Source organism: Micromonospora sp. NPDC023956, from assembly GCF_040639195.1.
Lineage (GTDB): Bacteria > Actinomycetota > Actinomycetes > Mycobacteriales > Micromonosporaceae > Micromonospora.
Window position 1 is genome coordinate 13,666 of record NZ_JBEZZN010000005.1, and the last position, 13,842, is coordinate 27,507.

The 13,842-nt window shown below is 74.5% G+C and carries 12 protein-coding genes; 7 read left to right on the top strand and 5 right to left on the bottom strand.

From position 1 onward, the window contains the following. Window positions 1-46 precede the first annotated feature (46 nt). The 3 genes from AB0F58_RS12260 to AB0F58_RS12270 are packed head-to-tail and all read right to left on the bottom strand — an operon-like array spanning window position 47 to window position 2,452. Window positions 47-766, bottom strand: a complete 720-nt coding sequence (locus AB0F58_RS12260) for an ABC transporter ATP-binding protein (protein ID WP_357141912.1) — start codon at window positions 764-766, stop codon at window positions 47-49. Beyond that, window positions 759-1,913 carry a peptidoglycan-binding protein gene (locus AB0F58_RS12265; protein ID WP_357141915.1) on the bottom strand — a complete coding sequence of 385 codons (1,155 nt, stop codon included), beginning with the start codon at window positions 1,911-1,913 and terminating at the stop codon, window positions 759-761. Before AB0F58_RS12265 ends, AB0F58_RS12260 begins: the two co-directional genes overlap by 8 nt. After that, window positions 1,910-2,452 (bottom strand): hypothetical protein, encoded by a 543-nt coding sequence (locus AB0F58_RS12270; RefSeq protein WP_357141919.1) that lies wholly within the window; start codon window positions 2,450-2,452, stop codon window positions 1,910-1,912. Before AB0F58_RS12270 ends, AB0F58_RS12265 begins: the two co-directional genes overlap by 4 nt. A gap of 135 nt (window positions 2,453-2,587) precedes the next feature. On the opposite strand from AB0F58_RS12270, the gene AB0F58_RS12275 reads away from it, so the two are divergent. The 5 genes from AB0F58_RS12275 to AB0F58_RS12295 all read left to right on the top strand — a co-directional run bounded on the left by AB0F58_RS12275 (window position 2,588) and on the right by AB0F58_RS12295 (window position 7,991). Then, entirely contained in the window at window positions 2,588-3,244 is a 657-nt protein-coding gene (locus tag AB0F58_RS12275) for a response regulator transcription factor (protein ID WP_357141923.1), read from the top strand. Then, window positions 3,241-4,455, top strand: a complete 1,215-nt coding sequence (locus tag AB0F58_RS12280) for a HAMP domain-containing sensor histidine kinase (RefSeq protein WP_357141926.1) — start codon at window positions 3,241-3,243, stop codon at window positions 4,453-4,455. The genes AB0F58_RS12275 and AB0F58_RS12280 overlap by 4 nt, the downstream gene beginning before the upstream one ends. 41 nt (window positions 4,456-4,496) lie before the next feature. After that, window positions 4,497-5,681 carry a zinc-dependent alcohol dehydrogenase gene (locus AB0F58_RS12285; protein WP_357141930.1) on the top strand — a complete coding sequence of 395 codons (1,185 nt, stop codon included), beginning with the start codon at window positions 4,497-4,499 and terminating at the stop codon, window positions 5,679-5,681. A 214-nt stretch (window positions 5,682-5,895) separates the two neighbouring features. Next, window positions 5,896-6,804, top strand: a complete 909-nt coding sequence (locus tag AB0F58_RS12290) for a serine hydrolase (RefSeq protein WP_357141933.1) — start codon at window positions 5,896-5,898, stop codon at window positions 6,802-6,804. A 53-nt stretch (window positions 6,805-6,857) separates the two neighbouring features. Then, a complete protein-coding gene (locus AB0F58_RS12295; protein ID WP_357141936.1) occupies window positions 6,858-7,991 on the top strand; it encodes an MBL fold metallo-hydrolase in 1,134 nt (377 codons plus the stop codon). Between the two features lie 26 nt (window positions 7,992-8,017). Here AB0F58_RS12295 and dgt read toward each other — a convergent pair whose 3' ends face one another. After that, on the bottom strand, window positions 8,018-9,529 hold the full coding sequence (dgt, locus tag AB0F58_RS12300) for a dGTP triphosphohydrolase (protein WP_357141939.1): 1,512 nt from the start codon (window positions 9,527-9,529) through the stop codon (window positions 8,018-8,020). A gap of 140 nt (window positions 9,530-9,669) precedes the next feature. On the opposite strand from dgt, the gene AB0F58_RS12305 reads away from it, so the two are divergent. Together AB0F58_RS12305 and AB0F58_RS12310 are read left to right on the top strand one after the other, a co-directional pair. Further along, window positions 9,670-12,231, top strand: coding sequence for a Tex family protein (locus AB0F58_RS12305; protein WP_357141942.1), 2,562 nt, complete (start codon window positions 9,670-9,672; stop codon window positions 12,229-12,231). A 220-nt stretch (window positions 12,232-12,451) separates the two neighbouring features. Beyond that, window positions 12,452-12,874 carry a hypothetical protein gene (locus AB0F58_RS12310; RefSeq protein ID WP_357141945.1) on the top strand — a complete coding sequence of 141 codons (423 nt, stop codon included), beginning with the start codon at window positions 12,452-12,454 and terminating at the stop codon, window positions 12,872-12,874. Here the strand turns inward: AB0F58_RS12310 and AB0F58_RS12315 are convergent. After that, a complete protein-coding gene (locus AB0F58_RS12315) occupies window positions 12,837-13,811 on the bottom strand; it encodes a DUF389 domain-containing protein (protein ID WP_357141948.1) in 975 nt (324 codons plus the stop codon). The genes AB0F58_RS12310 and AB0F58_RS12315 overlap by 38 nt on opposite strands. Window positions 13,812-13,842 lie beyond the last annotated feature (31 nt).

The window sequence follows — 13,842 nt, forward strand, 5'->3', positions numbered from 1 at the left end:
GGCCGCAGCCGTTGCGGGCGGTCGGCGGCCCGGGTCGTCGTCGCGGTCACCGGAGCACCCCCTCGACCAGCGGCAGACCCTCGGCCACGATCCGCCCGTCCCGCATCCGCACCTGGCGGGGCAGGCTCGCCGCGATCTCCCGGTCGTGGGTGATCACCACGACCGTGGTGCCGGCCGCGTGCAGCCCGTGCAGCAGCTCCATCACCCCGGCCCCCGAGGTGGAGTCCAGGTTGCCGGTGGGCTCGTCGGCCAGGAGCAGCGGCGGTTCGCCGACCACGGCTCGGGCGATCGCGGCCCGCTGCCGTTCGCCGCCGGAGAGCTGGTGCGGACGGTGGTCGAGGCGGTGACCCAGCCCGACCCGGCGCAACGCGACCTCCGCACGCCGGTGCCGCTCCCGCCGGGGTACGCCCGCGTAGAGCAGACCGTCGGCGACGTTCTCCACCAGCGGTACGCCCACCGCGAGGTGGAACTGCTGGAACACGAAACCGATCCGGCTGGCCCGCAGGGCGGACAGTTCCCGGTCGGAGAGCCGGGACGTGTCGTACCCGTCGACGGACACGGTGCCCGAGGTGGGCCGGTCCAGGGTGCCGATGACGTTGAGCATGGTGGACTTGCCGGAGCCGGAGGGGCCGACGATGGCCACCAGTTCACCCCGGCCGATGGTCAGGTCGACCCGGTCGAGGGCGGCCACGGTGTCGCCGTACCGCCTGGACACGTCGCGCAACCGCACGACGTGGTCGGCGGCGGCGTAGCTCCGGTCAGTCACCGGGCATCCCCACCGTCAGCCCCTCGACGACGCCGTCACCGGAGACCTCCACCCGGCCGGCGGCGAAGAGGCCGGTCCGCACCGCGATGATCCGGGTGCCCGCGTCGTTCACCACCTGGAGGCCGTAGCCGCCCTCGGCGAGGGCGAGCAGCGCGGCGACCGGCACGCTGAGCACGTCGGCCCGCTCCGCCGCCACGAACCCGACGTCCACCGCCGCCTGCTCGAAGCCGGTGAGGGCGGCCGGGTCGTCGCCGGTCACCGAGACCTCGATCCTCGTCTCGCTGACCGGGTCCTGGCCGGTCGCCCCGGCCGAGGTCTGGACCACCGTCTCGACGGTGCCGACCTTGCCGGTGGTCCGCCTGCCGTCCGGCAAGGTGATGGTGACCTCCGCGCCCGTGCGGGCCAGCCGTTGGTCGTCGACGTCCAGCGTGCAGGTGACCAGCCGGGTGGTGCCCGTGGTCGAGAGCACCGTCCGGCCCGGGGCGACGGCGTCCCCCACCTCGGCGCCCTGGCTCGCCACCCGGACCGTGCCGGCGGCGTAGACGATCCGGCCCGGCTCGACCTGCCCGCTCTCGGGCACCCCCAGGTCCTCCTGCCAGCGGCGGACCGCGTCGGCGGTGGCGGAGGTGTAGTCGTCGTCGACGGTGAAACCGGTGTAGCCCAGGTCGGTCAGGTTCCGCTCGAACTGCGTGACGTCCCGGCCGCTGACCCCGGCACGCAGGGTGCGGTACGCCGGCAGGCTGCCGTGCAGCAGCACCACCGGCTCGTCGTCGACCCGGTACAGGGCCTTGCCCCGGGCGACCGTGCTCCCGGTGGCCGCCACCCAGGTCAGCGTGCCGTTGTACCGGGTGTCCAGGGCGCGCGGTGTGCCGTACCCCAGCTCGCCGCTCTTGGTCTCCCGGTCGACCAGGGTCTGCCGGGTGACGGCGGTGGTGGTCGGCGGGAGCGGGGCGGCCCCGGCCGACTCCCCGGCGCTGCCGTCGACGGCCATGCCGACCGCGACCGCCCCGCCGGCCAGCACCACGGCCGTCCCGGCGGCCAGCACGGTGCCCGGCCGCCACCGGCGTCGACGGCGCGGTGCCTCCGTCGTGCCGCCGGCAGCGGGCTCCGGGGCCGCCTTGACGTCGCCGCCCAGTGGCGCGCTCACGACGCCCCCAGGCGGTCGTCGAGGTTGGGCACCACCTCGCGGCACTTGTCGAACGCCGCACGGACTGCCGGGTCCTTCCGGTCGATGTCGGCCTTCCCGGGCTGGATCCGGCCGTCGGCGTCCGGATCGGGGAAGTTCGGCACGCCGTTCTCCCGCATGCACGTGGCGAGCTTGCGAACCTGTTCGACCTGGTCGGCGTTGAGCTGCCGGGGTTGTCCCCCGTTCGGGGCGAACTCCCGGCACGCCTGGAGGGCCGCCTGGACCTTGGTGCGGTCCACGTCGGAGCCCTGCTTGAAACGCGGGCCGTTCTGGCCCGGCGCCGGATCCGCCACGTCCAGCCCCTGCTCGCGCAGGCAACCGGTGAACTTGATCCGGCGTTCCTCGTCGGTGAGCGCGGCGGCGTCGACCGTCGGCCGCGCGCCGCCGCCCCCGGCCGTGGCCACCCCGTCGTCGTCCCGGTCGGCCCCACCGCAGCCGGCCAGACCGACCGCCGCCGCGAGCGGCAGGGCGAGCAGTACGCCCGTCAGCCGTCTCCGCATCGTCTTGTGCTCCTTTCCCCGGCCGGCGGGAAACCGGCGTCCACCGACGAGTCAACGTCACGGGGCGTAGCGGGAGCGTAAACGTCGCGGTGCCGTTTACGGCGTGGTTATGCCGGCGTGGGCGAGGATGTAGCGGTGCGGGTACTGGTGGTCGAGGACGAACGGCTCCTGGCGGACGCGATCGCCGAATGGCTGCGCCGGGAGGCGTTCGCGGTGGACGTCGTGTACGACGGGGACGCCGCGCTGGAACGGCTCGGGGTCAACGGGTACGACGTGGTGGTGCTCGACCGGGACCTGCCGGTGGTGCACGGCGACGACGTGTGCCGGGCCGTGGTCGACTCCGACCGGGACACCCGGGTGCTGATGCTGACCGCCGCCGCCGCGGTCCGGGAACGGGTCGCCGGGCTGGCCATCGGCGCCGACGACTACCTGACCAAGCCGTTCGCGTTCATCGAGCTGAGTGCGCGGGTGCACGCCCTGACCCGGCGTACCCGGCCGGCCGCGCCACCCCGGCTCACCCGGGCCGGCATCGCGCTGGACCCGGCCCGGCGGGAGGTGACCCGGGACGGGCACCCCGTGCCACTGTCCCGCAAGGAGTTCGGCGTGCTGGTCGAGCTGCTGCGGGCCGACGGGGCGGTGGTCTCCGCCGAGGAACTCCTGGAACGGGCCTGGGACGAGCACATCGACCCGCTCACCAACGTGCTGCGGGTGACCGTGATGAAGCTGCGCCGCAAGCTCGGCGAACCGCCCGTCATCGAGACGGTGCCCGGCGCGGGGTACCGGATCCGGTGAAGAAGCTGACCATCCGCGCCCGGCTCACGCTGGTCTACGGCGGACTGTTCCTGCTCGCCGGGACGGTGCTGCTCGCGGTGACCTACGTGCTGGTCGACCAGCGCCTCACCCGGGGTCTCGGGTTCGACCTCCGCAGCCGGGACGCGGGCCGGGTGTCGCTGCCGCAGTCCGGCACGAAGCTCACCGCCGAACAGGCGGACACCCTGCGCGGGCTGGTGCGGCAGGTGCAGGAGGAGGCCCGGCAGGACGCGCTGGACTCCCTGCTGACCCAGGGCGGGGTGGCGCTGGCCGTGGTGACGGTCGCCGCCGTCGCGTTCGGCTGGCTGGTCGCCGGGCGGGCGTTGCAGCCGCTGAACCAGATCACCGGGACCGCCCGCCGGATCGCCGGCGCGGACGGCGCCGGTCGGGGCCTGCACGAGCGGATCGCCCTGGCCGGCCCGACCGACGAGGTCAAGGAACTCGCCGACACCTTCGACCTGATGCTGGAACGGCTCGACCGGTCCTTCGACGGCCAGCGGCGGTTCGTCGCCAACGCCTCGCACGAGCTGCGCACCCCGCTGGCGATCAACCGGTCCCTGGTCGAACTGGCCATCACCCGGCCGGACGCCCCGGCGGAGCTGCGCCAGCTCGGCGAGACGCTGCTCTCCGTCAACGAACGGCACGAACGGCTGATCGACGGGCTGCTCACCCTCGCCGACTCGGAGAACGCGCTGACCGAGCGGACCGAGGTGGACCTCGCCGAGGTGGCCGGCCACCTCACCGACCAGACCGCCGCCCGGACCGACCTGGTGGTCTCCCGGGAGCTGGCCCCGGCCTGGACGGTCGGTGACCCGGTGCTGCTGGAACGGCTGACCCAGAACCTGCTGGAGAACGCGGTTCGGCACAACGTCGGCGAGGACGGATGGCTGACCGTCACCACCGCCACGACGAACGGGCGGGCCGTGTTGACCGTCCGCAACAGCGGGCCGGTCGTGCCCGGGTACGAGGTCGAGTCGATCTTCCTGCCGTTCCGGCGGCTGAGCCGGGAACGGGCCGCCGGCAACCGGGGCTTCGGGTTGGGCCTGTCCATCGTCCGGGCGGTGGCCCGCGCCCACGGCGGCACGGTGCACGCCGCGCCCCGGCCGGACGGTGGCCTGGTCGTCACCGTCTCCCTGCCCACCCCCGGGACGCCGACGAGCGGCGGGACGGTTCACCGGTCCCTTCCCGGGTAGCAGTCCCGGAAGGAACGACGTGACGCGGTGGAGGGACCGGTATGAGAGCACTGACCTGGCACGGCAAGCGGGACGTCCGGGTGGAGGAGGTCCCCGACCCGAGGATCGAGGAGCCGACCGACGCGATCGTCCGGATCACCTCGACCGCCATCTGCGGCTCGGACCTGCACCTCTACGAGGTGCTCGGGCCGTTCCTGAAGCCGGGTGACGTCCTTGGGCACGAGCCGATGGGAATCGTCGAGGAGGTCGGCCCCGGGGTGACCCGGCTCAAGCCGGGCGACCGGGTGGTGGTGCCGTTCAACATCTCCTGCGGCTCCTGCTGGATGTGCGACCGGCAGCTCTACGCGCAGTGCGAGACCACGCAGGTCACCGGGGAGGGCAAGGGCGCGGCGCTGTTCGGCTACACCTCCCTCTACGGCTCGGTGCCCGGCGGCCAGGCCGAGTACCTGCGGGTGCCGCAGGCCCAGTTCGGGCCGATCAAGGTCCCGGCGACCGGGGCGGACGAGCGGTATCTCTACCTCTCCGACATCCTGCCCACCGCCTGGCAGGCGGTGACGTACGCGGACACCCCGCCCGGCGGCACCCTCGCGGTGTTCGGGCTCGGCCCGGTCGGGCAGTTCTGCGCCCGGATCGGCCGGCACCTCGGGGCGGACCGGGTGATCGGGCTGGACCTGGTGCCGGAGCGGCTGGCGATGGCCCGCCGGCACGGCATCGAGACGCTCGACGTCTCCCAACTCGACGACGTTCCCTCCGCGCTGATCGACCTGGTCGACGGGCGCGGCCCGGACGCGGTGATCGACGCGGTCGGCATGGAGGCGCACGGCTCCAGCTCCGGCAAGTTCGCCCAGACCGCCGCCGGGCTGCTGCCCGACAAGCTGGCCCAGGCGATGACCGACAAGGTCGGCGTGGACCGGCTGGTCGTCCTGAAGGCCGCGCTCAAGGCCGTCCGCCGGGGTGGCACCGTCTCCATCTCCGGCGTGTACGGCGGCGAGGTGGACCCGCTGCCGCTGATGGAGATGTTCGACCGGGGCGTCCAGGTGCGGATGGGGCAGTGCCACGTGCGCCGCTGGACCGACGAGATCCTGCCGCTGCTGGCCGGCGACGACGACCCGCTGGGCGTGGAGGACCTGCGGACCCACCGGCTGCCGCTGACCGACGCGCCGAAGGCGTACGAGATGTTCCAGAAGAAGGAGGACGGCTGCGTCAAGGTCGTGCTGGCCCCGTGAGTCGGTGGTGGTCACCGGCGCGGGGGCGATCGGGGGTACCCACCGCGCGCGCCTGATCGCCTAGGGTGACCGGATGGGCATTCCGGCCGCACGGGACGAGGAGACGCGCGTGACCGTCAGGATGAACCGAAGGTCCGCTCTCGGGTTGGGCACCACCGCCGCTGCTGCCGGTGTGCTCGGGCCGAGCACAGCGGCAGCGGCGAAGGAGCGTGTCGTGGCACCCACCGCGGGCACCCCCGCCCAGGCCGCGGCCCTGGTCGCCGCCGCCTACCAGCAGCGGACCACCGAGGCGGGCGGCAGCTGGCAGGCGTACGTCAGCGTGGCCGATCCGGCGGGCCCGCCGCTGGCGGCGGTCGCCGACGAGCCGGACCGTCTCCTCGAGGCGTACAGCGTGAACAAGATCGCCGTCGCCACGGCGGTGCTGGACAAGGTCGACCGAGGGCTGCTCACGCTAACCCAGCGGCTCGACGTCACCACCGCGATCGTGATCCCCGGCGGCGACGGGATCTTCAGCCTGGACGGGGCGTACCCCAGCTCGGTCACCCTCGGCCACGCGCTCGCCGCGTTGCTCACCGTCTCCGACGACACCGCCGTACGGCTGTGCGGTCTGGTCTGTCCGGCGGCCGAGCTGAACGCGATCCTGGTCGCCAAGGGCTTCCCGAAGACCCAGGTCCAGCCGGTGGCCAACCCGAACCGGTTCTACCTCGGCACCAGCACCCCCCGGGAGACCAACGGCCTGCTCCGGGCGCTGGTGGCCGGCACCCTGCTCGCCCCCGCCTCCACGGCGTTCCTGCTCCGCCAGCTGCGGGCGCCGATCGCCCACACCGACGGCGTCCGGCGCATCATGTCCTCGGACGAACGGGCCCGGGTGGCCGCCAAGGGCGGCTGGTACGCCGACGCCCGTAACGAGGCGGGCGTGATCTTCGACCGGGCCGGGGCCCCGGTGCTGACGTACGCCCTCTTCGCCGCCGGACAGTCCGATCCGGGCAACTTCGGCGGAACCCACCCGGCGGTCACGGCACGGGCGAAGATGGGACGGAGCTTCCTCGACGCGGTGGACGGCCTGACCGGCTCCGGGACGGCGCACCCGGTCACCCGGCAGCGTCCGGGTAACGGCGGCTGACGCGCCGAGGGCTACCGTGGGCCCCGGGATCCACCGGGCGGAGGGGAACGATCATGGGGGGACGGGCGCAGCAGACCGGGCGGGGCCGGGGCGGCGGGGTCGCCGGGGTACTGGGGCTGGCCGCGCTGGCCGCCCTGGCCTGGGCCGCGCGGGACGTGCCGGCCGCCCTCGGTGGCCGGCTGACCGGTGTCCGTGCCGATCGGGTCCGCCGCTCACCGCAGTTCCACGACGGCGTGTTCCACAACCCCGCCGACGTCCGCACGACGATCGGCGACCCGGGGCGGAACCTGGCGTGGGAACTGTTCTTCGGTCAGCAGCGCCGCCGGCCGGCGCGACCGGTGCCGCTGCGGCGTCCGGGCCCCGGCAGCGCTGCCGATCGGGAACTCGCCGTCGTCTGGTACGGCCACGCGTCCGCGCTGGTGGAGATCGAGGGACGGCGGGTGCTCGTCGACCCGGTGTGGAGCGACCGCTGCTCCCCGTCCCAGGTCCTCGGCCCGCGCCGGCTGCACGCCCCGCCGGTACGCCTCGACGAGCTGCCCCCGGTGGACGCGGTCCTGATCTCGCACGACCACTACGACCACCTCGACATGGCGACGGTGCGCCGCCTGCGGGACACCCAGTCCGCCCCGTTCCTGGTGCCGCTCGGCATCGGCGCGCACCTGGACCGGTGGGGGGTGCCGGCGGACCGGATCGTCGAGCTGGACTGGGCGGAGAGTCACCGGGTGGCCGGGTTGACGGTCACCGCCACCGCCGCCCAGCACTTCTCCGGCCGGGGCCTGCGCCGCGACGGCACGCTCTGGGGGTCGTGGGTGGTGGCCGGGGCGCACCGCCGGGTCTTCTACACCGGTGACTCCGGCTACTTCCCCGGGTACGCCGAGATCGGCGAGCGGTACGGGCCGTTCGACGTGACGCTGACCCAGATCGGCGCGTACGACCGGGCCTGGCCGAACATCCACATGTTCCCGGAGGAGGCGGTCGCCGCCCACCTCGACGTGCGGGGCGGGCTGCTGGTGCCGGTGCACTGGTGCACCTTCACCCTAGCCCTGCACGACTGGGCCGAGCCGGTGAACCGGCTCTGGCGGGAGGCGAAGGCCCGGGGCGTCCAGCTGGCCGTGCCGCGCCCCGGCGAGCGGGTGACGGTCGACGACCCACCGCCGGTGGACGCCTGGTGGGACCACGTCGCCTGACCGCCCCCGGGGGCCGGGGGTGCCGGTCAGAGGACGAAGGCGTCGGTCCAGAGCGCGCCGGAGCGACCGGAGAGCGCGTCCAGCATCGCCACCGCCTGCGAATCGGTGAGCAGCGCGACGAAGTCGACGATGGCCCGCCCCCGGGCCCGCGCCGACCGGTCCGCGGTGCGCGGGTGCAGTTCCGCCTCGGCCAGCTCCACCAGGTCGTGCAGGCGGCGCGGCAGCCGGGACGCCTCCTCCGGGTCGAGCAACCACTCCCAGAGCGCCTCGACCAGCGAGCCGAGCAGCCGGGCCTGGCCCCGCTGGTGCAGCGCGAGATCCGGGCGGGCCAGCACGAACCGGTGGTGGACGAACTTGAGCACCTGCACCTCGTGCCACTGCGGCGCGGCGAGCTGCACGTGCCCGGAGCGCACCGACGGCTTCTCGACCACCTCGATCGCGTCGACGAAGCGGGTGGTCCAGCGGGCCGAGAAGCGGGCCACGTACTGCTCCGCCTCGATCGAGCCGTCGAACGGCAGCGCGAGCAGCCCCTCGACCAGTTCCCGGCGGACGTGCTCGACGGCGGCGGCGAACGCCTCGTCGTCGGCGATCCAGCCGTCCTTGCGGTGCAGCTGCCGGCGCAGCCGCTCGATCGCCGCGCCGGGCCGGCGGGCGGTGCTGGCCAGCGCCGCGTCGGTGACCGACCGGTAGTGCCCGTGCTCCCGCTGCCAGGCGATCAGCTCGGCGGCCACCGCGCCCTGCTGGAGCACGCCGACCCGGTGGAAGTCCTCGACGTCGTGGATGGCGTACGCGATGTCGTCGGCGGTGTCCATCACCGACGCCTCGACGGTCTGCTGCCAGTCGGCGATCCGGCCGGCGAAGGGCTCCCGGGCCTGCCGCAGGTCGTCCAGCTCGGTGCGGTAGGCGCCGAACTTCGCCGAGCCGCTGTCCGGGTCGTCCGGCGGGGCGGCGGCCCCCCGGGGCGGCGGGTCCAGGTGCCGGGGGTGCGGGTCGGGGTGGTCCAGCCGGGTCCACGGGTACTTCAGCATCGCGGCCCGTACCGCCGCGGTGAGGTCGAGGCCGATGGTGGCCGCGCCGCCGATCTCGGTCGAGGTGACGATCCGGTACGACTGGGCGTTGCCCTCGAAGCCGTCGGTCAGGCCGAGGCGCTCGCGGGCCAGCCGGTCCAGCACCCGCTCCCCCAGGTGCCCGAAGGGCGGGTGACCGAGGTCGTGGGCGAGCGCGGCGGCCTCCACCACGTCGGGGTCGCAGCCGCCGAGGGCGACCAGCAGGTCGCGGTAGCGGTCGTCGGCGGTGAGCCGCTCGGCGATGGCGCGGGCCACCTGGGCGACCTTCAGGCTGTGCGTGAGGCGGTTGTGCACCAGCAGGCCGGAGCCGCCGGGGCTGACCACCTGGGTCACGCCGCCGAGCCGGGTGAAGAAGGGCGAGCCCACGATCCGGTCCCGGTCGGCCCGGAACGGGCTCGCCGCGAGGTCACCCAGGGCGCGGGAGCTGCCGCCGAAGAGCCGCCGGGCCCGGGGGTCCGCAGGTTGTTCCATGATCGCCACGCTAGCGCAGCGGTCCCGGCCGGCGCGCCCACCTACCGCCACGACGGTCGGGTCGGGGCGGGGCGGCACAATGCAGGACGGAACCCCCGGAGTTGCAGGACGGAACCGACCGGAGAAGGCGGATCAACACAGTGACCCAGTCCGTTCATCAGCGGATCGCCGAGGAGATCGGCGTCACCGAACGTCAGGTACGCGCAGCCGTGGAGCTGCTCGACGGCGGCGCCACCGTGCCGTTCATCGCCCGCTACCGCAAGGAGGCCACCGGCCTGCTCGACGACGCGCAGCTGCGCACCCTCGAGGAGCGGCTGCGCTACCTGCGCGAGCTGGACGAGCGGCGCGCCGCGATCCTGGAGTCGATCCGCGGCCAGGGCAAGCTCGACGAGGCCCTGGAAGCGCAGATCATGGCCGCCGACTCGAAGGCCCGCCTGGAGGACATCTACCTGCCGTACAAGCCGAAGCGGCGGACCCGCGCGCAGATCGCCCGCGAGGCGGGGCTGGAACCGCTGGCCGACACCCTGCTGGCCGACCCGACGCAGGACCCGAAGACGGTCGCCGCCGGCTACGTCGACGACGGGAAGGGCGTCGCCGACCCGGCCGCCGCGCTGGAGGGGGCGCGGGCCATCCTCATCGAGCGGTTCGCCGAGGACGCCGACCTGATCGGTACGCTCCGCGAGCAGATGTGGTCGCGGGGCCGGCTGGTCGCCCGGGTACGCGAGGGACAGGAGTCGGCCGGCGCGAAGTTCGCCGACTACTTCGACTTCGCCGAGCCGTACCCGAAACTCCCCTCGCACCGGATCCTGGCGATGCTGCGGGGCGAGAAGGAGGGCGTCCTCGACCTGACCATGGACCCGGAACCCGACGGCGACGCCGACGCCCCGGTCACCGGCCCGACCCGTTACGAGGCGGCCATCGCCGGCCGGTTCGGGGTCAGCGACGCCGGCCGACCGGCGGACCGCTGGCTCGCCGACACGGTGCGCTGGGCCTGGCGTACCCGGATCCTCATCCACCTCGGCGCGGACCTGCGGATGCGGCTGTGGCAGGCGGCCGAGGACGAGGCGGTCCGGGTCTTCGCCACCAACCTGCGGGACCTGCTGCTCGCCGCGCCCGCCGGCACCCGCCCGACCATGGGGCTGGACCCGGGGCTGCGGACCGGGGTGAAGGTCGCCGTGGTGGACGCCACCGGCAAGGTGGTCGCCACCGACACGATCTACCCGCACGAGCCGCGCCGGCAGTGGGACGCCTCGGTCGCCACCCTGGCCAAGCTGGCCGCCGCGCACGGCGTCGAGCTGGTGGCGATCGGCAACGGCACGGCCAGCCGGGAGACCGACAAGCTCGCCGCCGACCTGATCAAGCGGCACCCGGAGCTGACGCTGACCAAGGTGGTGGTCTCCGAGGCCGGCGCGTCGGTCTACTCCGCGTCCGCGTACGCCTCGCAGGAACTGCCCAACCTGGACGTCTCGCTGCGCGGGGCGGTCTCCATCGCCCGTCGGCTCCAGGACCCGCTCGCCGAGCTGGTCAAGATCGATCCGCGCTCGATCGGGGTCGGGCAGTACCAGCACGACCTCTCCGAGGTGAAGCTCTCCCGCTCGCTGGACGCGGTGGTCGAGGACTGCGTCAACGCGGTCGGCGTGGACGTCAACACCGCGTCCGCGCCGCTGCTGACCCGGGTCTCCGGCATCGGCGCCGGGCTGGCCGAGAACATCGTCCTGCACCGGGACGCCAACGGGCCGTTCCGGACCCGGGCGGAGCTGAAGAAGGTGGCCCGGCTCGGGCCGAAGGCGTTCGAGCAGTGCGCCGGCTTCCTGCGCATCCCCGGCGGCGACGACCCGCTGGACTCCTCCAGCGTGCACCCGGAGGCGTACCCGGTGGTGCGGCGGATCCTCGCCTCGACCGGGCAGGACCTGCGGTCGCTGATCGGCAGGTCGAGCATCCTGCGCGGGCTGCGGGCGACCGAGTTCGTCGACGACACCTTCGGCCTGCCCACGGTCACCGACATCCTGGCCGAGCTGGAGAAGCCGGGCCGCGACCCGCGCCCGGAGTTCCGGACCGCCACGTTCGTCGAGGGCGTGGAGAAGATCGGTGACCTGACCCCGGGCATGGTGCTGGAGGGCGTGGTCACCAACGTGGCCGCCTTCGGCGCGTTCGTGGACGTCGGCGTGCACCAGGACGGCCTCGTGCACGTCTCGGCCATGTCGCACACCTTCGTCAAGGACCCCCGGGACGTGGTGAAGTCCGGTGACGTGGTCCGGGTCAAGGTGCTCGACGTGGACGTGCCGCGCAAGCGGATCTCGCTGACCCTGCGACTGGACGACGAGCCGTCCACCGGCGGCGACCGGGGCCAGGGCGACGGCGGTCGGCGCGAGCGCGGCCCCCGCGGTGACCAGGGACCGCGCGGTGACCAGGGTGCCCGGGGCGGCCAGGGTGCCCGCGGCGACCGGGCCGGCGCCGGTGGTCGCAGCGCTGCCCGCGACGGCACCGGCGGCCAGGGCGGCGCCGGTGGCGGCACGCGGGGCGGTGCCGGCGGCCAGGGCGGCACGCGGGGCGGTGGCGGTGCGCGGGGCGGCTCCGGCGGCACGGGGGCCGGCTCCGGCGGCCGGGGTGGGGCTCCTGCCCGGCAGGGCCGGGGCGGCGGCGCGGCCCCTCCGCCGACCGGCGCCATGGCCGACGCCCTGCGCCGCGCCGGCCTGCTCTGACCGCACCGCCGACCATTGATCCACTTCGTTTCGCCGATCCCCGGGGCGTCCGGCGGCCTGGATGCCCCGGGATCGGCGGAACGGAGCGGGCCACCCGCGGGGCGGGGCGCTGCGGGCCACTCCGACGGAGCGGGCCACCCGCGGGGCGGGGCGCAGCGGGCCACTCCGACGCAGCGGGCCACCCCCGGGGCGGGGCGGGCGGGGCGCGTACCGTCGGGGTGTGGGTGGGGACTGGCGGGAGCAGCGACAGCGGGCGGTGCGGGCGCACGCCGACGCGGACGAGCGGCGCCGTGCCGCCGAGCGGGCCGAGGCCGCCGGGATGGTCGCCTGGTTCGTCGCCGAGGCGACCCGGCGCGGGCTGCGGCCGACTCCGCTGGTGGCCGGTTCCTACTCCGGCGGTGGCCGCTACCGGACCGGCCTGACCGGCTGGTACGTCGACCGCGCCGCGACCCGGGCGGTGGACGTCGAGGGGCGGTTCTACCTGCTGACCGTCCCCGGTGGCCTGCGGTCCCGGCTGTTCGGGGCGACGCCGCAGCCCCACCCGGCACCGCTGGTCGTCGGGGAGGGCGGCCGGGACGGCGACTCCGTCCCGCTACGGGAGTTGCTCACCCGACGACTCGACGCGGGGGACGACTGGCCGTGACCGGTCCGGTGGCGCGTCGGGCGACGCGCCACCACCAGAACTGCTGCACGGCCAGGGTGAGCAGCCCGGAGACCACGATCGCGCAGACGTTGATCAGCAGTTGGAGCATCGAACCGCCCGCCTCGTGCCACACCCCGTAGGCCAGGGCGACCGCCGCGTTCGCGGCGGCCGGCACCGTGGTCACCGAGATCAGCACGCCGACCAGGCTGCCGGACTTCTTCGAGGTGAGGGAGAGCATGCCGGCGACCCCGGCGAGCAGCCCGACCACCCAGGAGAGCGCGTCGGGACGCCAGATGAAATCGGTCACCGGCCGTTCGGCGAGCAGCATCCCCTTGTCCACCAGGCCGGCGGCGGTCAACGCCCAGGTGCTCAGGATGGTGGCCACGATCGCGGCCAGGAAGCCGACGACCAGCGCCTGCACCGACCGGACGATGATCCGGGGGTTGCGGCGCAGCAGGGCGACGCAGAGCGCGGCGAGCGGCCCGAACTCCGGACCGACCACCATCGCGCCGACGATGAGGATCGGCTGGTCCAGCAGCACCGCGATGCCGGAGAGCATGGTGGCGACGACGATCAGCACCAGGTAGGTGCCGGAGAGTTCGGTCTGCTCGCCCGTCTTGGCGGCGATCTCGTCCCAGACGACGGCGTCGTCGGCGTGGCCGGGAGCATCCCGGGCGGCCCGCTCGGCGGCGGCGGAGAGGGTCAGCTCGACGTCGTCCGCGCTCACCCCGCCCCGGGCCTCCACACCGAGTTCCTGGAGGCGGTGCAGCACGTGGTCGGCGCTCTCCCGGACCACGTCGCAGAGAATCAGGTCACCCGCCGGCTGGCGGGCGGCGCCCGGAACGACGGCCAGGTGGGCCACCCCCGGGTCGGCGGCGAGCAGGTCGGCCACCGCCTCGGACCGGTCGGCCGGCGTGATGATCCTCAGGTGCAGCACGGACGAGCTCCCCGCGGTCGGGCGGCGTTCC

Excerpts from the sequence above, each read along its gene's own strand:
- dgt (WP_357141939.1), bottom strand. The coding sequence starts at position 9,529 with ATGGAACAACCTGCGGACCCCCGGGCCCGGCGGCTCTTCGGCGGCAGC.
- AB0F58_RS12295 (WP_357141936.1), top strand. The coding sequence starts at position 6,858 with ATGGGGGGACGGGCGCAGCAGACCGGGCGGGGCCGGGGCGGCGGGGTC.
- AB0F58_RS12270 (WP_357141919.1), bottom strand. The coding sequence starts at position 2,452 with ATGCGGAGACGGCTGACGGGCGTACTGCTCGCCCTGCCGCTCGCGGCG.
- AB0F58_RS12285 (WP_357141930.1), top strand. The coding sequence starts at position 4,497 with ATGAGAGCACTGACCTGGCACGGCAAGCGGGACGTCCGGGTGGAGGAG.